18 protein-coding genes are annotated in these 22426 nt (G+C 65.3%); 10 read left to right on the forward strand and 8 right to left on the reverse strand.

Annotated elements, in window-relative coordinates; translation table 11 throughout:
- Window positions 1–27: 27 nt before the first annotated feature.
- From leuA to V9K97_RS01735, 3 genes are all read left to right on the forward strand, one after another.
- Window positions 28–1731, forward strand: coding sequence for a 2-isopropylmalate synthase (gene leuA / locus V9K97_RS01725; RefSeq protein WP_337315932.1), 1704 nt, complete (start codon window positions 28–30; stop codon window positions 1729–1731).
- Between the two features lie 52 nt (window positions 1732–1783).
- Window positions 1784–3322, forward strand: coding sequence for a 2-isopropylmalate synthase (locus V9K97_RS01730; protein WP_258505980.1), 1539 nt, complete (start codon window positions 1784–1786; stop codon window positions 3320–3322).
- A gap of 114 nt (window positions 3323–3436) precedes the next feature.
- Window positions 3437–4639: a serine hydrolase gene (locus V9K97_RS01735; protein ID WP_258505982.1), complete on the forward strand. Its 1203-nt coding sequence runs from the start codon at window positions 3437–3439 to the stop codon at window positions 4637–4639.
- A gap of 5 nt (window positions 4640–4644) precedes the next feature.
- On the opposite strand, the gene V9K97_RS01740 is transcribed toward V9K97_RS01735, so the two are convergent.
- The 3 genes from V9K97_RS01740 to aat are packed head-to-tail and all read right to left on the reverse strand — an operon-like array spanning window position 4645 to window position 7010.
- The gene (locus tag V9K97_RS01740) at window positions 4645–5478 is read right to left on the reverse strand and encodes an IclR family transcriptional regulator (RefSeq protein ID WP_337315933.1); all 834 of its coding nucleotides are present in this window, start codon (window positions 5476–5478) and stop codon (window positions 4645–4647) included.
- A gap of 30 nt (window positions 5479–5508) precedes the next feature.
- Window positions 5509–6258, reverse strand: coding sequence for an arginyltransferase (locus V9K97_RS01745; protein WP_337315934.1), 750 nt, complete (start codon window positions 6256–6258; stop codon window positions 5509–5511).
- A complete protein-coding gene (gene aat, locus V9K97_RS01750; RefSeq protein ID WP_126746466.1) occupies window positions 6255–7010 on the reverse strand; it encodes a leucyl/phenylalanyl-tRNA--protein transferase in 756 nt (251 codons plus the stop codon). Before aat ends, V9K97_RS01745 begins: the two co-directional genes overlap by 4 nt.
- Before the next feature lie 194 nt (window positions 7011–7204).
- Between aat and V9K97_RS01755 the strand changes: the two genes are divergently transcribed.
- Both V9K97_RS01755 and V9K97_RS01760 read left to right on the forward strand, forming a co-directional pair.
- Complete coding sequence (locus tag V9K97_RS01755) at window positions 7205–9535, forward strand: xanthine dehydrogenase family protein molybdopterin-binding subunit (protein ID WP_337315935.1); 2331 nt, start codon at window positions 7205–7207, stop codon at window positions 9533–9535.
- 6 nt (window positions 9536–9541) lie between these two features.
- Window positions 9542–9937 carry an SRPBCC family protein gene (locus V9K97_RS01760; RefSeq protein ID WP_337315936.1) on the forward strand — a complete coding sequence of 132 codons (396 nt, stop codon included), beginning with the start codon at window positions 9542–9544 and terminating at the stop codon, window positions 9935–9937.
- A gap of 15 nt (window positions 9938–9952) precedes the next feature.
- Here V9K97_RS01760 and pobA read toward each other — a convergent pair whose 3' ends face one another.
- Window positions 9953–11134: a 4-hydroxybenzoate 3-monooxygenase gene (gene pobA / locus V9K97_RS01765; protein ID WP_337316027.1), complete on the reverse strand. Its 1182-nt coding sequence runs from the start codon at window positions 11132–11134 to the stop codon at window positions 9953–9955.
- 130 nt (window positions 11135–11264) lie between these two features.
- On the opposite strand from pobA, the gene V9K97_RS01770 reads away from it, so the two are divergent.
- The 5 genes from V9K97_RS01770 (at window position 11265) to V9K97_RS01790 (ending at window position 15981) form a co-directional block, all read left to right on the forward strand.
- Window positions 11265–12035 (forward strand): IclR family transcriptional regulator domain-containing protein, encoded by a 771-nt coding sequence (locus V9K97_RS01770; protein ID WP_126746464.1) that lies wholly within the window; start codon window positions 11265–11267, stop codon window positions 12033–12035.
- Between the two features lie 54 nt (window positions 12036–12089).
- A complete protein-coding gene (locus V9K97_RS01775; protein ID WP_126746463.1) occupies window positions 12090–12749 on the forward strand; it encodes a response regulator in 660 nt (219 codons plus the stop codon).
- Window positions 12746–14077: an ATP-binding protein gene (locus V9K97_RS01780; protein ID WP_337315937.1), complete on the forward strand. Its 1332-nt coding sequence runs from the start codon at window positions 12746–12748 to the stop codon at window positions 14075–14077. Before V9K97_RS01775 ends, V9K97_RS01780 begins: the two co-directional genes overlap by 4 nt.
- Window positions 14078–14180: 103 nt before the next feature.
- Window positions 14181–15650: a DegQ family serine endoprotease gene (locus tag V9K97_RS01785; protein WP_337315938.1), complete on the forward strand. Its 1470-nt coding sequence runs from the start codon at window positions 14181–14183 to the stop codon at window positions 15648–15650.
- Between the two features lie 28 nt (window positions 15651–15678).
- Window positions 15679–15981, forward strand: coding sequence for a hypothetical protein (locus tag V9K97_RS01790; RefSeq protein ID WP_258505991.1), 303 nt, complete (start codon window positions 15679–15681; stop codon window positions 15979–15981).
- A gap of 44 nt (window positions 15982–16025) precedes the next feature.
- Here V9K97_RS01790 and V9K97_RS01795 read toward each other — a convergent pair whose 3' ends face one another.
- The 4 genes from V9K97_RS01795 to V9K97_RS01810 all read right to left on the reverse strand — a co-directional run bounded on the left by V9K97_RS01795 (window position 16026) and on the right by V9K97_RS01810 (window position 22140).
- Complete coding sequence (locus V9K97_RS01795; RefSeq protein WP_337315939.1) at window positions 16026–16241, reverse strand: hypothetical protein; 216 nt, start codon at window positions 16239–16241, stop codon at window positions 16026–16028.
- A 167-nt stretch (window positions 16242–16408) separates the two neighbouring features.
- The gene (locus V9K97_RS01800) at window positions 16409–16831 is read right to left on the reverse strand and encodes a hypothetical protein (RefSeq protein WP_337315940.1); all 423 of its coding nucleotides are present in this window, start codon (window positions 16829–16831) and stop codon (window positions 16409–16411) included.
- A 147-nt stretch (window positions 16832–16978) separates the two neighbouring features.
- The gene (locus V9K97_RS01805; RefSeq protein WP_337315941.1) at window positions 16979–17827 is read right to left on the reverse strand and encodes an OmpA family protein; all 849 of its coding nucleotides are present in this window, start codon (window positions 17825–17827) and stop codon (window positions 16979–16981) included.
- A 35-nt stretch (window positions 17828–17862) separates the two neighbouring features.
- Entirely contained in the window at window positions 17863–22140 is a 4278-nt protein-coding gene (locus V9K97_RS01810; RefSeq protein ID WP_443302354.1) for a YadA-like family protein, read from the reverse strand.
- Window positions 22141–22426: the final 286 nt, after the last annotated feature.

A 22426-nucleotide genomic window follows, 5' to 3' on the forward strand; every position in this document is an offset into this window, starting at 1 on the left:
GAATTCCAACCATCCAGAGAAATCGACATGCTCAAGCAACCTCAAGCCAAATACCGCGCATTCGCCCCGATCGGCCTCAAGGACCGTACCTGGCCCGATGCCGTGCTGACCAAGGCGCCCATCTGGCTGTCGACGGACCTGCGCGATGGCAACCAGGCGTTGGTCGAGCCGATGGACATTGCGCGCAAGATGCGGATGTTCGAGACGCTCGTGGCCATTGGTTTCAAGGAAATCGAAGTCGGCTTCCCCTCCGCTTCGCAAGTCGAGTTCGACTTCGTGCGCAAGCTCATCGAGGAAGACCGCATTCCCGACGACGTGACGATCCAGGTGCTGACGCAGGCGCGCGACCACCTCATTGCGCGCACCTTCGAGTCGCTGCAAGGCGCGCCGCGTGCCATCGTTCACCTCTACAACGCGGTAGCCCCCGTGATGCGCCGCGTGGTGCTCGGCATGGACGAAGACCAGATCGTCGAGCTGGCCAGCAGCCACGCGCGCATGTTCAACGAATTCGCCGCGAAGCAGCCTGCGACGAAGTGGACCTTTCAGTATTCGCCCGAAATGTTCTCGGGCACCGATGTCGTGTTTTCCAAGCGCGTGGTCGATGCGGTCACCGAAGTCTGGGCGCCGACGCCCGAGCACAAGTGCATCGTCAACCTGCCCACCACGGTCGAGCATTCCACGCCGAACATCTTTGCCGACATGATCGAGTGGATGCACCGCAACCTGGCACGGCGCGCTTCCATCGTGCTGTGCGTGCATCCGCACAACGACCGCGGCACGGGCACCGCAGCCGGCGAGCTGGCGTTGATGGCGGGCGCCGAGCGCATCGAAGGCTGCCTCTTCGGCAACGGTGAGCGCACCGGCAACCTCGACCTCGTGAACGTTGCGCTCAACCTCTACACGCAAGGCGTTTCGCCCGAGCTCGACTTCTCCAACATCGACGAGATCCGCGCGACGGTGGAGCACTGCAACCAGATCCCGGTGCATCCGCGCCACCCGTATGTGGGCGATCTCGTGTACACCTCGTTCTCGGGATCGCACCAGGACGCCATCAAGAAAGCCTTTGCAGCCCGCAAGGAAGGTGACATCTGGGACATGCCGTACCTGCCCATCGACCCGAAGGATGTAGGCCGCAGCTACGAGGCCGTGATTCGCGTCAACAGCCAGTCGGGCAAGGGCGGCATGGCCTACCTGCTCGAAAGCGAATACGGCATCGAGATGCCGCGCCGCCTGCAGATGGAGTTCATGCAGACCGTACAGCGCGTGATGGACGTGGCCGGCAAGGAGCTCACCGCGGCCGACCTCTGGCAGCTGTTCGTTCGCGAATACGGCATCGAGGCCGCTCACTCGCTGCAGCACCGCGTGCTCGAGGAAGAAGGCGAGGGCGCCAATGCTTCGGTGGTGCTGCGCGGCAACCTGCCGTGGGACGGTGAAATCCGCGCCATCGAAGGCCGCGGCAACGGGCCGATCGACGCCTTCACGCAAGCCCTCTGCAAGGCCACTGGCCACACCGTGCGCGTGATGGACTACCACCAGCATGCGATTGGCGCGGGTGCCGATGCCAGGTCGGTGGCGTACCTCGAACTGCGCGTGGATGAAGCCCAGACGCTGTTCGGCGTGGGCATCGATGCGGACGTGATCTCGGCTTCGCTCAAGGCCATTGTCTCGGGCGTGCAGCGCGCACGCACCCGGGGCGCGCACAGCGCACAATCGGTGGTTGAAGTCGCCTGAAGCTGTCCGCCGCCGAACGCGCAAGGTGCAAACGAACACAAGGAAATCCACGATGACCGACCAACTCATTATTTTCGACACCACCTTGCGCGACGGCGAGCAATCGCCCGGCGCTTCGATGACGCGCGATGAAAAGCTGCGCATCGCCAAGCAGCTCGAGCGGCTCAAGGTCGACGTCATCGAGGCCGGCTTTCCGGCCAGCTCGAACGGCGACTTCGAAGCGGTCAAGGCCATTGCCAACGCCATCAAGGATTCGACGATCTGCGGCCTCTCGCGCGCCAACGACCGCGACATTTCGCGCGCGGCCGAAGCGCTCAAGGGCGCGGCGCGCGGGCGCATTCACACCTTCATCGCGACGTCGCCGCTTCACATGGAAAAGAAGCTGCGCATGTCGCCGGACGAAGTGCATGAGCAAGCCAGGCTTGCCGTGCGCTTTGCGCGTAACTTGGTGGGAGACGTGGAGTTCAGCCCCGAAGACGGCTATCGCAGCGACCCGGACTTTCTCTGCCGCGTGCTCGAAACCGTGATCAACGAGGGCGCCACCACCATCAACGTGCCCGACACGGTGGGCTATGCCATTCCCGAGCTCTACGGCAACTTCATCAAGATGCTGCGCGAGCGCGTGCCCAACAGCGACAAGGCCGTCTGGTCGGTGCATTGCCATAACGACCTCGGCATGGCCGTGGCCAACTCGCTGGCAGGCGTGAAGATCGGCGGCGCACGCCAGGTCGAGTGCACCATCAACGGCCTGGGCGAGCGCGCGGGCAACTGTTCGCTCGAAGAAATCGTCATGGCCGTGAAGACCCGCAAGGACTACTTCGGGCTGGAGCTGAACGTCGACACCCGGCACATCGTGGCGGCGAGCCGCATGGTGAGCCAGACCACGGGCTTTGTGGTGCAACCCAACAAGGCCGTGGTGGGCGCCAATGCCTTTGCGCATGCCTCGGGCATTCACCAGGACGGCGTGCTCAAGGCGCGCGACACCTACGAGATCATGCGCGCCGAAGACGTGGGCTGGACGGCCAACAAGATTGTGCTGGGCAAGCTCAGCGGGCGCAACGCGTTCAAGCAGCGCCTGCAAGACCTGGGCGTGACGATGGGCAGCGAAGCGGACATCAATGCCGCCTTCCTGCGCTTCAAGGAACTGGCCGACCGCAAGTCGGAGATTTTTGACGAGGACATCCTCGCGCTCGTCAGCGCCGAGGAATTGGCGCACGTTGATGAACAGTTTGCTTTTGTGTCGCTTTCCCAGCACAGCGAAACCGGCGAACGCCCCCAGGCCAAGGTCGTCTTTACCGTTCAGGGCAAGGAAGTCACGGGCGAATCCGACGGCAATGGCCCGGTTGATGCTTCTCTGAAGGCTATCGAATCGCTTGTCAAGAGCGGCGCCGAGATGGTGCTTTACTCGGTTAATGCGATTAGTGGCTCGACAGAAAGCCAAGGAGAAGTTACAGTTCGGTTACAAAATGCAGGGCGGGTAGTGAATGGAGTAGGTGCGGACCCCGACATCGTGGTCGCATCGGCCAAGGCTTATTTGAGTGCTCTCAATAAGTTACAGAGCCAAGCTGAGAGAGTGGCGGCACAAGGTTAGTTTTACGAGTGATCCTTGGATTCGAGTGAAGAAAAGGACGCAAGTAACTGATATTGCGTGCCTTTTTTGATTTCGATACACTGCGGTTCTCATTTTGCCGCTGGAGATTTATTAATGCCCGAAACCCGCCCCCGCCGAGTTTCCAGCCAGCGGTTCTTGCCCGCAGTCAAATTCGTCGCCGTCGCGCTCTGCGCCACGGCGTTTTTGCTGTCCGGTGCACAGGCCGCCAAGAAGGAAAAAACAACTGTCGCCAAGACGTCCACGGCCAAGAAGGCCGCGGGACCCGTGCCAGTGGAAGTGAAGCGTTCGGCCAAGGCGCCGCGCGCTGCCGTTGTCGCCAAGCGCGGCGGCAAGGCCGATAGAAGCGAAAAAGTCGTTCGTGGCGGCCGCAACGTAGTGGCTTCCATTCGCCAAAAGAACGGCAAGACCGTGGTTGCCGTGCAACGCCGCTCGGTCGTTCGTGTCGAAACGCCGGCACGCCAGTCGTTCGGCCAACTGGCCGGCTTGCATGGCACCGAAGACGTGCTCGACCTGAAGTCGAGCGTTGCACTGGTGATCGACCAGGACACGCATGAAGTGCTGTTCAGCAAGAACGACCATGCGGTGCTCCCGATTGCATCGCTCACCAAGCTGATGACCGGCCTGCTGATCAGCGAAGCCCATCTTCCTACCGACGAGCTGATCACCATCACCCAGGACGACGTCGACACCGAAAAGGGCAGCCGTTCGCGCCTGACCGTGGGTACCACGCTGTCGCGCGGCGAGCTTCTGCACCTGGCTCTGATGTCGAGCGAAAACCGCGCTGCGCACGCGCTGGGCCGTACCTATCCGGGTGGCCTTGCAACCTTCGTGAGCATCATGAACGCCAAGGCAAAGATGCTCGGCATGAAGGACACGCGCTACGTGGAGCCCACCGGCCTCTCGAGCCGCAACCAGTCGAGCGCGCAAGACCTGGCGCTGCTCGTCAATGCCGCCTATTCCGACGCCACGGTGCGCTCGCTGTCGACTTCGCCTGAATACCAGGTCGAGGTGGGCAACCGCGTGCTGCAGTTCAACACCACCAACCGTCTCGTGAAGAGCCCGGACTGGGAAATTGGTGTGCAGAAGACCGGCTACATCTCCGAAGCCGGCCAGTGCCTCGTGATGCAGGCGAAGGTGGCTGGGCGCAAGCTCATCATGGTGTTCCTGGATTCGGCCGGCAAGTACAGCCGCATTGCCGATGCAGAGCGGGTTCGCCGCTGGGTCGAGGCAGCGCATGCCTCCACCGGCTCGCCGGCAGCCTCGCGCAGCAACGCGACCTACCAGGTCGCCGGCTGAACGACTCAGGCAGCGGCTGAAGAGCCGTTGCCGCTTGCGCTTGGAGCAGCGGATGCCGAGGCAGCGTCCTTGTAGCCCAGCGCCCCCGAAATTTCATTGGCCGTGGCCTGCAGCTTGGGCAACCAGCCTTCATCCAGCCGGTCCGCCGGCGCGGAAATAGACAGGCCCGCCACCAGCTTGCCCTGGTCGTCGTAAATGCCGGCGGCCATGCATCGCACACCCAGTTCCAGTTCTTCGTTGTCGCGCGCAATGCCGTATTGGCGCGCCTTCGAGAGCTCACGCTCCAGGGCGGGCAACTGGGTAATGCTGTTGCGCGTGTGGCCCGCCAGGCCGGTTCGCGTGGCATAGCTGCGCACCCGCTGCGGATCGTCCGCCGCCAGGAACAGCTTGCCGGTCGAGGTCAGGTGCAGGGCGGCCCGGCCGCCGATGGCACGCACCACCTGCATGCCCGAACGCTCGCTGTACGAGCGCTCGATATAGACGATTTCATCGCCTTGCCGCATGCTCAGGTTCACCGGCTGCTGGGTGAGCTTGTGCAGCTCGCGCATCGGCCCCAGGGCGGCGTCACGCACGTTGAGCCGGCCCTTGACCAGGTTGCCGAGCTCCAGCAACCGCATGCCGAGCCGGTAGCTGCCGGCTTCGGGCCGATCGACGAAGCGGCCGACCGCCAGGTCGTTGAGGATTCGGTGGGTGGTGGAGGGGTGCAGCCCGGTCTTTTCGCTGATTTCCTTCAGCGAAATCGCCTCCTCGCGGGAGGCGAGCACGTCGATGAGCGCGAACATGCGCTCGATCACCTGGATGACTGGAACGGCAGGAACGTCGGATTGGTTTTTTCTCATGGCGCGATGCGGTGTGGACCGGGCGCCATTTTACCTTGTGAAATCGTTTGGCCCCTGCCAGTGTCCGTCAATCAGCAGTTCATGGGGGCTGAAGCGCGCCTTGTAGTTCATCTTGGCGCTGCCCTCGATCCAGTAGCCAAGGTAGACATGCGGCAGCCCGAGTTTCCGGGCCTGTTCGATCTGCCACAGCACGCTGTAGGTGCCGTAGCCCGCGCTGTCGTCCGGCTCGTAGAAGGTATAGACGGCCGAAATGCCGTCGTTCAGCACGTCGAGTATCGACACCATCTTCAGCGCGCCAGCGCTGCCGTCGGGCAGCGTCTCGCGGAACTCCACCAACCGCGAATTGACCCGGCTCTGCAGCAGGAACTGCGTGTACTGGTCGATGCTGTCGTGGTCCATGCCGCCGCCGGCGTGGCGGCCATTCTGGTAGCGAAGATAGAGCTGGTAGTGCTCGGGCACGAAGCACAGCTTGAGCACGCGCGCGTGCAGGTTCTTGTGCTGCTTCACGGCGCGGCGCTGGCTGCGGGTGGCGTGAAAGCTGTCGACCAGCACCCGCAGCGGAATGCAAGCGCGGCAACCGTCGCAATACGGCCTGTAGGTGAACATTCCGCTGCGCCGGAAGCCGCTGAGCACCAGGTCGGAATAGGCGTCGTTGTGAATCAGGTGGCTGGGCGTGGCCACCTGCGACCGGGCCTGGCGGTCGGGCAAATAGCTGCAGGGGTAGGGCGCCGTCGCGTAGAACTGCAGCGTGTGAAGCGGAAGATCCTTGAGGTGCGTCACGTCGATTGAGAAGGTCGCGTGGAAAGGAGTTCTGTCCAGTATACGGGCTCGAAATGCCACTGGGGCCCCTCTTGCAGGCGGGCGTTGGCCACATGCGCCACGAACCTGTCGCGGGACATTTCGCGCGCTCCCAGGCTCGCCAGGTGAGCGGTGTTCTGCTGGCAATCGATCATCTTCACCTGGAACCGGCGGCACAGGCACACCAGCGCCGCCAGCGCGATCTTCGAGGCGTCCGGTCGGCGGGTGAACATCGATTCGCCGAACACCGCACGCCCGAGCGCAACGCAGTAGAGTCCGCCCGCCAGCTCGCCGTCGATCCACGTTTCCACGCTGTGCGCGTGGCCGGCCCGGTGCAGCGCCAAGTAGGCCTTCACCATGTCCGGCACGATCCAAGTGCCCGACTGCCCCACGCGCGGCGATTGCGAGCAGGCCTTGATGACCGATGCGAAATCGTGGTCGATGCGCACTTCGCAGCCCGGCGCCTCTGCAAACCGCGCCAGGGTCTTGCGCAGTGACCGGTGGAGCTTGAAGTCGGCCACCTGCAGCACCATGCGCGGGTCCGGGCTCCACCAGAGAATCGGCTGGTCTTCGCTGAACCATGGAAATACGCAGCGGCCGTAGGCCTGTGTCAGTGTGCCGACATCGAGCGCTCCGCCGGCCGCGAGCAGGCCGGGCACGGGGTCGGTTTCGCCCCATGCGGATGCGGGGTCGGGCAGTGCGTCGCCGGGTTCGAGCCAAGGCAGTTGTTGCATGCCGTAGGTATACACGGCTTCGTGGCGAGCTTCATCCGGATGGGTGAAAATGGCCACTCTTCAGCGGCTCGCAAACGATTGCGGCCTGCGAGACACAGGCTCCCGGTGCAACGGCGCACAGGAATATCACAACAGACCCATAGCGGACCGCCAGGCCGGCATTGCCTTGCGGAGGCCAGCCCAAGAGGACCACGTTGACCACTGACTCCAACCCCACGCGTTTCGGTAGCGGCCATGCGGTTCGCCGCCTCGAAGACGAGAGCCTGCTGGCCGGCGCAGGCCGCTACACCGACGACGTCACGCTGCCTGGACAGGCGCATCTCGTCTTTCTCCGCTCTCCCTATCCGCATGCGCGCATCGTGTCCATCGACACGGCCGCCGCCGCCGCCATGCCCGGCGTGCTGCGCGTGATCACGGGCGCCGAAATGGCTGAGGCGGGTGTGCAGCCCATGCCGGGCGCCGCCGGCTTCAAGCGCGCCGATGGCGGCGACTGCGCCAGCCCGCCGCGCCTTGCGATGGCACACGAGCGCGTGCGTTTCGTTGGCGAGGCGGTGGCGGCGGTGGTGGCCGAAACCGTGCAGCAGGCGCGCGATGCCGCCGAGGCCTTGATGGTCGACTACGACGAGCTCCCCATGGTGGTCGATCTTGCGAGCGCCACCGCCGACGGGGCGCCGCAGTTGTGCGCCGAAGCTACCGGCAACATTGCCGCCGAAATGAAGCACGGCAGCAGCGAAGCCGCGACAGCCGCCTTTGCCAAGGCCAGCCATGTGGTCGCGCTCGATGTGGTCAACCAGCGCGTGGTCGCGCTGACCATCGAGCCGCGCTCGGTGCTTGCGGCCTACGACGGCGAATCCGACCGCCTCACCATTCGCATGAGCACGCAAATGCCCTCGGGCGTGCGCGACTCCGTGTGCGCCGCCATCGGCCTCGCGAAGGAGAAGGTGCGCGTGGTGGTGGGCGACGTGGGTGGCGGCTTCGGCATGAAGACCGGCGCTTATCCCGAAGACATCGCAGTCGCGTTTGCCGCGCTGCAGGTCAAGCGCCCCTTGAAGTGGGTGGCCGAGCGCAGCGAAGAATTTCTTTCAAGCGCGCATGGCCGCGACATCGAGGCCCGGGCCGAACTCGCGCTAGATGCCGACGGAAAAATCCTCGCGCTGCGCATCAAGACGCTGGCCAACGTGGGCGCCTATGCCACCGGCACCGGTGTCGCCATCCAGCTGTTGATCGGCCCCTGGGTGCAAACCAGCGTCTACGACATCCAGACCATCGACTTTCACTTCAAGGCGGTGCTCACCAACACCGCGCCCACCGGCGCCTACCGCGGAGCGGGTCGCCCAGAGGCCATCTTCACGATCGAGCGCCTGATGGACGAGGCTTCGCGCCAGATCGGAATCGATCGCGTCGAGCTGCGCCGCCGCAACTTCATCCGCCCCGAGCAGATGCCCTACAAGAACCCGATGGCGCAGACCTACGACACCGGCAAGTTCGAGTCGGTGATGGATCAGGCGCTGGCGCTCGCCGACTGGCAGGGCTTCGAAACCCGCGCGGCCGAATCGGCGCGGCAGGGCAAGCACCGCGGGCTGGGCATTGCCACTTTTCTTGAATGGACCGGCGGCAACGTGTTCGAGGAGCGCGTCACGGTTTCGGTTCAGGCCGACGGCGTGATCGAGGTGTTCTCGGCCGTCAACGCCATGGGGCAGGGCATTGCCACGTCGCTGGCGCAGCTGGCGGTCGATGCCTTCGGCGTGCCGATCGAGAAGGTGCGCGTGGTGCTTGGCGATACCGACCGCGGCGACGGCTTCGGCAGTGCCGGCTCGCGTTCGCTGTTCACCGGCGGTTCGGCCGTTCGCATTGGCGCCGAGCGCACCATCGACAAGGCGCGCGAGCTCGCGGCGCAGGAGTTCGAAGCCTCTGTCGACGACATCGTCTATAGCCGAGGCGTGTTCAACGTGGCCGGCACCGATCTCGAGCTCGACCTGTTCGCCCTGGCGGGCAAGCAGCCCGATGGCGAAATCTTCGTCGACTCCACCAGCACCGTGGCCGGCCCGACCTGGCCCAACGGCTGCCACATCTGCGAGATCGAAATCGACCCGCCCACGGGCGAGATCAGCGTGGTTGCCTACAGCTCGGTCAACGACGTCGGCCGCGTGATCAACCCGATGATCGTGCGCGGCCAGCTCGAAGGTGGCGCGGTGCAGGGCATTGGCCAGGCGCTCTACGAGCAGGTGGTGTACGACCACGAAACAGGCCAGCCCGTCACTGGCAGCCTCATGGACTACGCCGCGCCGCGCGCCGACATCGTGCAGACCATGTTCCACATGGAAATGGACGAGTCGACGCCCTGCACCAACAACCCACTGGGCGTGAAGGGCGTGGGCGAGCTGGGCACCATCGGCGCGACGCCGGCCATCGTCAACGCCGTGGCCGATGCCTTTGCGCGCAACGGCTTTGCGGCCAGCGCGCCGCGCTTGCATATGCCGCTGAGCCCGGCGCGCGTGTGGCAGGCCATGCACACGGTGGATTGAAGAACCATGGCAACGATCTACAAGGAATTCATCGTCGAGGCCGACGCGGCGAAAGTATGGGATGCGCTGCGCGACTTTGGTGCCGTGCACACGCGCCTCGCGCCCGGCTTTCTGACGGACGCCAAGCTGGACGGGCAGGGCGCCCGCATCGTGAGCTTTGCCAACGGCATGGTGGCTCGCGAGTTGCTCGTGGGCATCGACGAGCCGAACCGCCGCCTGGCCTACACCATCACCGGCGGCAAGGCGAGCCATCACCATGCATCGGCGCAGGTGTTCGCGCATGGTGAAGGACGCTCGCGCTTCGTGTGGATCACCGACGTGCTGCCCGACGAATTTGCCGCTTACATCGGGCCGATGATGGACCAGGGCGGCGCTGCGATGAAGAAGACGCTCGAAAAGTAAACCGCTGCTCCCGGCCTAGAAGTCTTCGAGCGGCAGGCCCACGTAGTTCTCGGCCAGCGCGGTGGAGGCGGCGTGCGAGTGCACCAGGTAGTCGAGCTCGGCTTCCTGGATCTTCTGGCCGAAGGCGCCGGTCTCCGGAAAACGGTGCATCAGCGAGGTGAACCACCACGAGAAGCGCTCCGCCTTCCACACACGGCGCAGGCAAAGGTCCGAATAGCGGTCGAGCGCGGAGGGCGTTTTTTCGCCGTAGAAGATCTCGAGCGCACGCGAGAGATACCCCACGTCGGCCGTCGCAAGGTTGAGCCCCTTGGCGCCGGTGGGCGGCACGATGTGCGCGGCATCGCCCGCCAAGAACAGCGACCCGAAGCGCATCGGCTCGGCCACGAAGCTGCGCAGCGGCGCAATGCTCTTTTCCAGCGAAGGTCCGGTCACCAGCCGCTCGCGCGCCTCGGGGTCGAGCCGTGCGCGCAGCTCGTTCCAGAAGGCCTCGTCGCTCCAGTTTTCAACGCGCTCTTCGGTCGGCACCTGCACGTAGTAGCGGCTGCGCGTGGCGCTGCGCATGCTGCATAAGGCAAACCCGCGCTCGGTGTTGGCATAGATGAGTTCATGCGACACCGGCGGCACGTCGGCCAGCACGCCGAGCCAGCCGAAGGGGTAAATCTTCTCGTAGGTCCGGATCGCGTCCGCAGGCACGCTGGCGCGGCTCACGCCGTGGTAGCCGTCGCAACCGGCGATGAAGTCGCACTCGATCTCGTGCGTTTGGCCGTCTTTCTCGTAGCGCACGCGCGGGCGCTGCGAGTCGAAGTCATGAAGGCTCACGTTGGCCGCGCTGTAGACGGTGGTCAGGCCTTCGGCAGAGCGTGCCTCCATCAGGTCGCGCGTCACCTCCGTCTGGCCGTACACCGTAACCTGCTTTCCGCCCGTGAGGCCGTGCATGTCGATGCGGTGGCGCGCCCCCTTGAACAGCAGCTCGATGCCTTCGTGCGGCAGCCCCTCGGTCTTGGCGCGCGCATCGACGCCAGCGCGCGCCAGAAGATCCATGGTGACCTGCTCGAGCACGCCCGCGCGGATGCGCCCCAGCACGTAGTCGCCGCTTTGGCGCTCGACGATGATGTTGTCGATGCCGGCCTTGAAAAGCAGCTGCCCGAGAAGCAGGCCGGCTGGGCCCGCGCCGATGATCGCGACCTGTGTGCGCATGTGGATGTCTCCGATGGGGTTTTCCGGAGCGTAGGGCGTGCGCGGCATGCTGGCGCGGCGCTTGGCGAGGCTCTGTGCGATCATGCGAGCGGCTGCGCGATGATCGCGCAACACTTCTCACTTCGACCAGATGACCATCGCCAAAGCCGACTTCATCGAGGGCATTGCCAAGGGCATGGCCGTGCTCGAAAGCTTCGATACCGAGCGCCAGCGCCTCAACGCCACCCTGGCCGCAGAGCGCGCCGGCCTCACGCGGGCCGCCGCGCGCCGCCACCTGCTGACGCTGGCCCACCTGGGCTATCTGGAGACGGACGGCAGCTATTTCTGGATGGCGCCCAAGGTGCTGCGCTTTTCGGGAAGCTACCTTGCTTCGTCGCGCCTGCCGCGTGCGCTGCAGCCCACGCTCAACCGCCTTGCGGCACAAACCGGGGAATCGTTCTCGGCCGTGGTGCTCGACGGCGAGGAGGTGGTCATCATCGCGCGCAGCGGCAGCTACGGCACGCCAACCCGGGTGCTGGCGTACGGCTTGCACCTTGGCGCCCGCCTGCCGGCGCACGCCACCTCCACCGGGCGGGTGCTGCTTGCAGCCATGGCGCCCGCCCAGCTCACGCAGTGGCTCAAGGGTCGCCACCTCGCACGGCTCACGCCGCACACCACCACTCAGGCCCGCAGTCTGCGCCAGCTGATTTCGCGAACGCGCAAGAACGACTACTGCTTTGCCAGCGAAGAACATGAGTTGGGCGTGCAGGCGCTCGCGGTGCCGCTGCGCGACATGCAGGGCCACACCGTGGCAGCGCTCAATGTGGTGCTCTCCGGCACGCGCTACCAGGAAGAAACGCTCCAGCGCGAGATGCTCCCGTTGCTCTTCGAGGCCGCGCGCGAGGTCAGGTCGCTGCTGTAGCCTGAACTTTCCGCGCCGCCGCTGCCTCGAACCCCGAAACGGAACACAACAACCATGCGACTGCTGCTTCTGGAAGACGACGTGATGATCGGCGAAGCTGTGCTCGATCTGCTGCGCGCCGAGCAATACGCCGTGGACTGGGTGAAAGACGGCGAGGCGGCCGAGTCCGCATTGCGCACCCAGCAATACGACCTGGTGTTGCTCGACCTGGGCGTGCCCCGCCGCGACGGGCTCGAGGTGCTGCGCAGCCTGCGCGCCCGCAAGCAGCGCATGCCCGTGCTGATTGCCACCGCGCGCGACTCCGTGCAGCAACGCATCGAAGGGCTCGACGCGGGCGCCGACGACTACGTGCTCAAGCCCTACGACCTGGACGAACTGCTGGCACGCATCCGGGCACTGCTGCGCCGCGCAGCCGGGCGTGCCGAGCCGGTGTACGAGCACATGGGGGTGAGCATCAATCCCGCCACTCGCGAGGTCTCGGTGGCGGGCCAGCCGGTGATACTTTCGGCCCGGGAATGGGCGGTGCTCGAACCGCTGATCGCGCGGCCCGGCATGGTGCTGTCGCGCGCGCAACTCGAAGAAAAGCTCTACAGCTGGAAGGACGAGATCAGCAGCAACGCCGTCGAGGTGTATGTACACGGCCTGCGCAAGAAGCTGGGCGCCGAACTGATCCGCAATGTGCGCGGCGTCGGCTATATGGTGCCCAAGGCATGATCCGCGCGCTGACGGGGTCGCTGCGCGCGCGCCTGCTCTGGTTTCTGCTTGCTGCCATTGTGCTGGCCGCCGGGGCGCAGGCGGTGGTGGCCTACCGCACGGTGCTGAAGGAGGCCGACGACATCTTCGACTATCACATGCAGCAGATGGCGCTTTCGCTGCGCGCCGGCCTGCCGCCCAGCGCGGCGGTGGGCGGCATAGGCAGCGGCGAGCAGAACTTCGAGTTTGTGGTGCAGGTGTGGACGGCCGACGGCGTGCGCATTTTCGAATCGGCCGAGCAGGCTGCGCTGCCGCAACTGGCGGTGCTGGGCTTTGCCGACGTGCGTGCGCGCGGCACCACCTACCGCGTGTTCTCCATGCAGACCAGCGGGCTGGTCATCCAGGTGGCGCAAGACATGGCGGCGCGGCGCAACATGGCCGGCGCGCTGGCCCTGCGCACCATCGCGCCCGTGGCGCTCATGGCGCCGCTGCTCATGCTCATCGTGTGGTGGGTGGTGAGCCTGTCGCTCGCGCCCGTGGCACGCGTGAGGAAACAGGTTGCATCGCGGCAAGCCGACGATCTTTCCGCCGTGAGCGAAGAAGGCCTGCCCGACGAAGTGCGCCCGCTGGTGCAGGAACTCAACCTGCTGTTCGACCGGGTTCGCCACGCCTTCGATGCGCAGAAGCACTTCGTCGCCGATGCCGCGCACGAGCTGCGTTCGCCGCTCGCCGCCTTGAAGCTGCAGGTGCAAGGCCTGCAGCGCGCGCCCGATGCCGCGGCGCGCGACGTGGCCGTGAGCCGGCTGGTCGCGGGCATCGACCGCGCCACGCGGCTGGTCGAACAGATGCTCGCACTGGCGCGGCACGAGGCCAGCATGGCCGCGGGCGCAAAGCCCGAACCGGTCGACCTTGCCGAAACCGCGCGGCTGGCCATTTCGGACACGGTCGCGGCGGCGCAGTTACGGCGTATCGACATCGGCATCTCGCATGCGGACGACGCCGCCGTGGTGAAAGGCCAGCCCGAGGCGCTGCGCATGTTGCTGCGCAACCTGGTCGACAACGCCGTGAAGTACACGCCCGAAGGCGGGCGCGTCGACGTGGGCATCGCGGCCCAAGGCGGCGGCGTGGAGCTCAGCGTGGACGACAGCGGACCCGGCCTGCCCGAGGAGGAGCGCGGGCGGGTGCTCGACCGCTTCTATCGGTCGGGCGAGCCGCAGGCGCCGGGCAGTGGGCTCGGCCTGGCCATCGTCAAGTCGATTGCCGACCTGCACGGCGCCACGGTGGCGCTCGCTGCGTCACCGAGCCTGGGCGGCCTGCGGGTACTTGTGCGCTTTCCGGCCAAGGCCTGAGCTCTTCTCGAATTCGAGCCGCGCTTTAAGGCGCGCTTAAGTCAACGGGCCGACATTCCTCTCATCGTGTTTGCGTGCAGACGCATTGAAAGGAAAGCTAGAAATGAACACCCGCCTGACTTCTCCCTCCGCCCTGGTTCTTGCCCTGGCGACCGCCGGGATGATCGGCGCCGTTGGTGCCGGCGCCTACACCAGTGCCGTGAGCGCCCCGACCAACGCCACGCCCGTTGCCGCCGCCCCCGCAATGGTCACGCTGCCCGACTTTTCCACCATCACCACGCGAGACGGCCCCGCGGTGGTCAACATCAGCGTGACCGGTACCGCCAAGGAGTCGGACGCCGAGGCCGCGGCCGAGATGCAGGGCATCGACCCGGACGACCCGATGTTCCAGTTCTTCCGCCGCTTCCAGGGCCAGATGGGCCCGCGTGGCCAGCAGCGCGACGTGCCGGTGCGGGCGCAGGGCTCGGGCTTCATCGTGAGCCCCGACGGTCTCATCATGACCAACGCGCACGTCGTGAAGGGCGCGAAGGAGGTCACCGTCAAGCTGACCGACCGCCGCGAATATCGCGCCAAGGTGCTCGGCGCCGACGCCAAGACCGACATCGCGGTGCTCAAGATCGACGCGAAGAACCTGCCCACGCTTGCGCTGGGCAACACCAAGGACCTGAAGGTCGGCGAATGGGTGCTGGCCATCGGGTCGCCGTTCGGCTTCGAGAGCACGGTGACTGCCGGCGTCGTGAGCGCCAAGGGCCGCTCGCTGCCCGACGACAGCTACGTGCCGTTCATCCAGACCGACGTGGCCGTGAACCCCGGCAACTCGGGCGGGCCGCTGCTCAACACGCGCGGCGAGGTGGTCGGCATCAACTCGCAGATCTACAGCCGCAGCGGCGGCTACCAGGGCGTGTCGTTCGCCATTCCCATCGATGTGGCCGTGCAGGTAAAGGACCAGATCGTTGCCACCGGCAAGGCCACGCATGCGCGGCTGGGCGTGGCGGTGCAGGAGGTGAACCAGGCCTTCGCCGATTCGTTCAAGCTCGACAAGCCCGAAGGCGCGCTGGTCTCCAACATCGAGAAGGGCGGCCCCGGCGACAAGGCCGGCCTGAAGGCGGGCGACGTGATTCGCAAGGTCGACGGCCAGCCCATCGTCTCGTCGGGCGACCTGCCCGCTGTGATCGGTCAACAGACGCCCGGCAAGAAGGTCACGCTCGAAGTGTGGCGCCAGGGCGAGCGCCAGGAGCTCTCCGCCAGGCTGGGCGATGCGAGCGACAAGCCCGTGCAGGTCGCAAAGGCCGACAGCGCCGTGGGGCAGGGCAAGCTCGGCCTTGCGCTGCGCCCCTTGCAGCCGCAGGAAAAGCGCGAAGCCGCCATCGAGAACGGCCTGCTGGTCGAAGACGTCGCGGGGCCATCGGCCATTGCCGGTGTGCAGGCGGGCGATGTGCTGCTGGCCATCAACGGCACGCCCGCCAAGAGCCTGGAGCAGGTGCGCGAAGTGGTGGCCAAGGCCGACAAGTCGGTTGCGCTTTTGATCCAGCGCGGCGAAGACAAGATCTTCGTGCCGGTTCGCATCGGCTGAGGTGCGCCGTCACGCTTTTGCGCACAACATGAGCTCATCCATCGGCGGCCTTTCGGCCCACATCCTGCCCACGTCGGCCACCATGATCGGCGTGTGCATGACCGTGATGTCGATCGGCCACCTGGGCCCCCGCGACGACCTGCGGCTGGTCATCGACCGCATGCTGGCCATCGACGCGCTGGTCTTTTTGGCCAGCGCGCTGCTGTCGTTCATCTCGATGCGGTCGCGCAAATCGGGAGCCCGCCTCGAAGCCTGGGGCGAGGTGGTATTCATTGCCGGGCTTGCGCTGCTGGCGCTGGGCGCCGTGACGCTGGCGTTTGCCTTGCGCTGACGCGCAAGCCGCGGAGGCTGCTGGCGCCGCGCGGCGGGCGCGCTTCAGGACTCTTTGTTGCCCGCGTCTTTTTGGGGCACTTGCGCGTCGAGCTCGTCCTTGATGCCCTTGTCCCCGCGCATGGCCAGGTAGAGCACGGCCCCCACGCCGATCACCGCGACGGAGATCAGAGCGAAGAGGCCTCCGCCAAAGGCCCACCACCAGAACAAACCGCTTGCAACAAGAAGCAGCGCAACCAAGAGTAAAGAATTCAAGTGCATGGACCAAGCCGATAGTACATTGGCGGTAATGTACGCGGCGTTACTGTTTAGCGGCTGACTCGCACTCTGGGAAATACCCTCTTTTTGCGATATTTCGCGTGCGCGAAGGCTTTGGCCGGCTTCACGGCTTGCGTGGGGGTGCGATGTCATAGGCCTCGCGCAGGTTTTCAAGCTGCTCCTGCGCCACCCGAAAGCACTCCTGAAGCTGCTCCGCCGTCGGCTCCGGATAGCCCGGCGGTGGCTGCAGCGCATTGCCAAGACGTTCCCACGCCGCCTCCCAGGCGAGCTTCGAGAGGGCGCGCGCATCCGAAGACCTCGACATCATCTTCCTCCGGTTTTTTTGATGGGATCAATGATGCGGGCGCGCTGTCAGGATTCAAGAGGGGTGGGGTAGCCCTCCAGGCTTCGGCAACGGCCTCGGGCAGCAGCTGAAAATCGACCTGGCCGACGGCCATGGCCGCGCGCTCGCGCTGCACGGCAAGATGCAGCAGCGCAAGCGTGCAGATCACCGCGGCCATTGCGGCAATCACCCACCAAAGAGCCCTTGTCGCTTGCGAATCCGGGCCGTTTCTCTTGTCGCGATCTTCCATCTCAACCTCCTAATCGAGAACGGAAGATCGAGTTGTTTCAAAATCGCAGATGTCAGACAAAGCCGCGACTGTTTGTAACGCGGCTACCGCGCCAAGGGCTTCCCTCGCAGCGGGCCCGGCGTGGTCAGGCCGGGCCCGCAAGGTCGTTCAGCTTCCGCCAAAGACTTCGATCTCCACGCGGCGGTTTGGCGCCAGGCAGTCGATGAGCTCCGCGCGCCTGGTTTGCGCGCATTGCACCTTCGGCTCGGATTCGCCCTTGCCTTGCACCTGCACGTTCTGCGCCGGCACGCCGGACTGCGTCAGGTAGTTGCGAACGGTGTTGGCACGCGCCAGTGAAAGGGCGTTGTTGTAGGTGCTGCTGCCCAAGCGGTCGGTATGGCCCGTCACCCTGACAGCATCCACCGACTTGACGCTGCTCTTGATCTCGCCGGCCAAGGCGTCGAGTTTGCGCCGGCCCTCGGGCAGCAAGTCGGCCAGCGAGCTGCCGTCGAAGCGGAAGAGGCCGTCGGCGCCCAGCGTGACCTTGCGCGGCGCAGCCGGGGCCGCCCCGGCCGGCCGTTCGGCCACAGGCACCGCGCGCGACGCCAGCACGTCGCCGCAGCCGGCGGGCAGCCAGTGGAAGGTCTGCGCCTTGAAGTCCTTGTCGAAGATCACCTTGTACTGGCAGGTGGTCACGCCGCCGCCCGCCTTGCGGAAGTGAAAGATGTAGTCCCACTCGCGCGGGCTCGCCACGCCTTCGCGAAAGTGCGGGCGGCCGAGCAGGTCGTACAGCTGGTCCTTGGTGACCCCCGGCGCCACCGCGCGCAGGTTGTCCAGGTTGGGGAACGTGCCTTCCTTCAGCCAGGCGTCGTTCTCCACGCTGGGGAAGACCACCTCGGTGGCCTTGCCGTCATCGGTGATGCCCTTGCTCACGTAGGAGCTGCAGCCCTGCAGAACCAGAATGGCGGCGGCTCCCAATGCGGCGGCGGAGAAGCGATGGAATTGCGTTTTCGTCATGATGATGTTGTTCCTTTTGTTTTGATGCCGCCGGCTTACCAATGGAAGCCCGCGCCGGCCGCCACACCGATCTTTCCGCGCGAGTTGGCCGAGCCGCTGAACTTGACGACCCAGCGGCCGTTGTCCGAAAGCTTCGACACGCCCAGGGCAAGCGCGGCCTGGCCGTCGAAGCCCGCGACACCCGCGGACACCATGCTCTTGCCCGGGATGTAGGCCTGCGGCATGTTGGCCATTGCCATCGCACCAGCCGCACCGGCGCTGGCGTCCTTGGCAATGCTGCGGATCTCGCCGCCCAGGGAGTTGACGCGCGCATCGGTGTACGCGTTGGCTCCGGCGATGCCGGCATTCAGCTGGTTCACGTTGACCGCGTCGGTGCCGGCCACACCGGGCGCCACGTTGTGCACAGTCACCGGGCCCGTCGCGCCGCTGCCGCCCATGCTCACGCTGTTGTAGTTGATCGAGCCGTCCGGGTTGGTGTCGTACTTGACCGTCGACTGGTCGATCACCGCCACCACGCCTTGCACCCCGCGCAGCTGCGAGACGTTCACCGCGTCGCTGTCGGCCGTGCCCGCCGCCACACCGGTGATCTGCCGGAACTGCCCGTTGGCCGCATCACCCACCGACACTGCCGCCAGCGTGCTGGTGGTTGCGCCGATGGCGATGCGCTGCGCATCGGTGGCCGTGGGCGGCACGAAGCCCGCCACGCCCGCCGCGGTGGAAGCCACCGAGCCCGCGCCCAATGCCACGCCGCCCGCTTGCGTCACGCTGCTGCCTGCGCCCAGTGCCACGCCTTGAACCCCAGCGGCGGATGCATTGGTGCCCAATGCGATCGAGTCCGCCAGATGCGAAGTGGCACCCTGGCCGATGGCAATGCCGCCCGGCGCGCTTTGCTGCACGATGGCGCCGTTGCCGATGCCGACGCCGTTGTTGCCGTTGACCACCGTCTGCGGCCCGACCGCTACCGACTCGGCGCCAATGGCCAGCGAGTCCGCAGCTGTGGAGTTGGCGTGGAAATACAGCATGGGCGTGACGGCGAACGATTGCAGCGCGCCGCTGAGTTGCCGCACCGTGACTGCATCCTGCGACTGCGTGCCGTCGGCCACGTTGGTGATCTGGCGGTACGTGGTCGCGCTGCCGACCGAGAGCGCGCCAAGCAGCGTGCGGTCGGTGGTGTTGTATTCGATCAGGCTGCTGCCGGCTGGAATGCTGCCGGTCGACGGCGCCACGAAGCGGTCGGAAACCGAGCCCGAGCCGAGTGCGACGCCGCCGTCGACCGTGGCCGTCGCATCCTTGCCCGACGCGATGGCGTCGACGCCGGTTGCGCCAAGGTTGTCCTCGTTACCGCCGCCGGTGGAGTTGACGCTGTAGTACCGGGTCTTGTTGGCCGTGACCGTGCTGCTCAGGTTCTCGATCGACTGGTTCGTGGCGAACAACTGTGAGCCGTTGATTGCGTCGGTCGAGGTGGCGGAAATGCTGCCGGCCGCCACATTGGTGACCGTTCGCTCCGCACCCACAGCACCGACACTCACCGTGCTCGTCGGCGTGGTGCCGGCGAAGTTGTAGGTAACCCCGTCGATCACCGTGCTGGCCGTGCCGACTGCCGCGGTCGTCGTCGAGCCCGAGCCGAGCGCCACGTCGCCCGCATTGTTTGCCACCGCGTTCGGCCCGATGGCGACAGAGTTGGTCCCCAGGGCCTTCGAGTCGGGCAGGACGGAGTTCGCGTGGAAATATTTGATGCCCGCGCCGTTGTTGATGTCGCCGATCTGGCTGTTGATGTTGTTGATCGACGTTGTGTTCGCCGTCACCTGCTGGTTGGTGGCGAACAGCTGCGAGCCGTTGATGGCATCGGTGGAGGAGCCCGAGATTCGGCCCGCTGCCACGTTGGTGATGGTGCGCTCGGCACCCACCGCGCCAACGCTCACGGTGCTCAGCGGCGTGGCTCCGGCAAAGTTGTAGGTCGTGCCGCCAATCACGGTGCTCGCGGTCTGGACTGTTGCAGTCGTCGTCGAGCCTGAGCCCAATGCCACGTCGCTGGCGTTGTTGGCTACCGCATTCGGGCCAATGGCAACGGAATTCACACCCACGGCCTGGGAGTCGGGGAGGGTGGAGTTGGCGTGGAAATACTTGATGCCTGCGCCGTTGTTGATGTCGCCGATCTGGTTGTTGAGGTTGGTGATCGAAGTCGTGTTCGCCGTGACCTGTTGGTTGGTGCCGAACAGTTGCGAGCCGTTGATGGCATCGGTCGAGGTGCCGGAGATCCTGCCGGCAGCCACATTGGTGATGGTGCGTTCCGTACCCAGCGCGCCAACGCTGACCGTGCTCAGGGGATTGGTACCGGCGAAGTTGTAGGTCGTGCCACCGACCACTGCACTGAGCGTGGGGACCGCCTTGCTCGTCGTGGAGCTCGAACCCAATGCCACGTCGCCAGCGTTGTTCGCTAGCGCCGTATCGCCGAACGCCACCGCGCCTGCGGCCAGTGCCTTGCTGGTGCTGCCGATCGCAACGCTGCCCTTGCCGACCACCGTGTTCTGGTAGCCGATGCCGACCGCGCCCTGCGCCGCCGTTCCGGCAGTGCCGACCGCTTGGCCGCCACCGCCCACCATGTTGGTGTTGCCCATTGCCACGGAACCGTTGCCGGTGGCCGTGTTGTCCAAACCGCTCGCGATTGCGCCATCGCCGGTGGCGGTGTTCGGGTCGCCGATTGCCACCGCGCCGTTGCCGCTGGCAACGTTGCCGGAACCGATGGACACCGCTTTGCCGCCGGTAGCCTTCGAACCGTTGCCGATCGCCACGGCGTCCGCCGAGTCCGCGATCGCGCCATTGCCCATCGCCACAGCGTTGTCGGCACTGGCGCTGGCCAGGGGACCCACGGCCAACGCGTTGGCGGCTGTCGCCTTGCTTTGGAAGCCCATGGCGACAGCGCGAGACTGAGATGCCGTCACGTCCGTGCCGACCGCGACGGTACTTTCCGCAAGGGCACCCGTACCCGCCCCGGTGCGCGAGCCGAGATAGACCGAGTTGGTGTTGGAAGCAACCGACTGGAAGCCTATGGCAACGGCATTTTGGCCACCGGCCTGGGCGCTGGTACCTTGGGCGATGCCATCCAGTACCGTCGCAGTTGCCCCGCTGCCAATGGCGAGAGTGCGCAGCGCGGCTGCGTTTGAAGCGGTGCCGATGGCAACGGCGCTGTTGTCCGTGGCTGTCGCACCGACGCCGAGCGCCGTCGAGTTGGTCCCGCTCGAGGTAGAGAGGGAACCGAGCGCAACTGATCCAGTCGCGCCTGTGGCAGCGGCCTGCATACCGAGAGCCACACTGTTTGGCGCCTGCGCCTCCGCCCCCCGGCCTATTGCCAGAGCCGCCTGTTGCGTTGCAACTGCTTCAAAGCCGATCGCTGTAGCATAAAGACCAGAGGCTGTGGCCGTGTCGCCAAGTGCGATGGCTGAAGGAGCGTTCGCAACCGTTGCCGCCCAACCGATGGCGATGGCATTTTTCGACGCTGCATCAACAGCTTTGGAGTTATTAGTGCTGATTGCGATGCTGCCATCGGATGCTGCGGTGACCTGATTGCCGACCGCTGTGGAATTGACGCCTAAGGCGCGCGTTGCATAACCGAGCGCAGTGCTCTCCAGTCCACTGGCGATTGCCCCGACTCCGAGAGCAACGTTGCCCGAGTCGCTTGCAACTGCGCTGGTGCCGACCGCCGTGGCATTCAGCCCTGTGGCTTGGCTGTTGTAGCCCAGCGCCACCGCGCCCGCGATTGTTGCTTGAGAGACCGCGCCAATGGCAACGGAATTGACACCCGTAGAAGCGACGTCGGTGCCGATGCCAATCGCGCCGACAGCCAGCGCGCCTGTACCGGCGGCGGTGCGGGCACCCAAATAAATGGAGTTGCCGCCAGTGGCATAGGCTCCGAAGCCGACGCCAATGGCATTCAGCGCCGTCGTGTGGGCCGTGTACCCCACGGCAAGTCCACCAAGGACGTCGGCGGCCGCGAGAGAGCCGAGCGCCGTCGCACCGACTCCAGCGGCGGTCGCTCCATAGCCCATGCAGGAGGCGGTGCCGCTGTAGTCGTTGTAAGGCGCGGGCAAGCAGGTGACAGACTGCGCCTGCGCCAACGAGGCCAACCCCAGTCCACTCATCGCCATGAGCATGGTCGTGATCCGCGCACGCAGGCGCCGCGGTGCCTGCGTGCCAGCTTCAGCGCTACCTGCCACGCAACTTCCGCTGCGCTTACCTCGAGCACTGGTGGTCTCCGGCGCCGGAACCCAGGCCCCCAAAGATTCGTTCCAAAGTGATCGATAAGTACTGTTCATATGCCCCATCCATGCGTATAAAAGTGTTAATGAACGGCCTTGGCTGTTCAAATTTTGCAAAATCGTGAAATATCGTTTTGCAAACAAATCTTAGAAGAGGGTTGAGGCGTTGCAACTGTTAATGTCTCATTTTGGAGTCATATTGTTGAATTGATAATGAATTTCAATCACAAATAAATTGGCAATAGTAATATCAAGTTACTATAAGAATTAAGTTTATACATGATTAAATTTCGACTTGTAGAAGTTGGTTGTCATCCAAAAGCCATCGTTTCTTAGGCGTCCG

The organism is Variovorax sp. CCNWLW186 (genome assembly GCF_037203865.1).
GTDB lineage: Bacteria > Pseudomonadota > Gammaproteobacteria > Burkholderiales > Burkholderiaceae_C > Variovorax.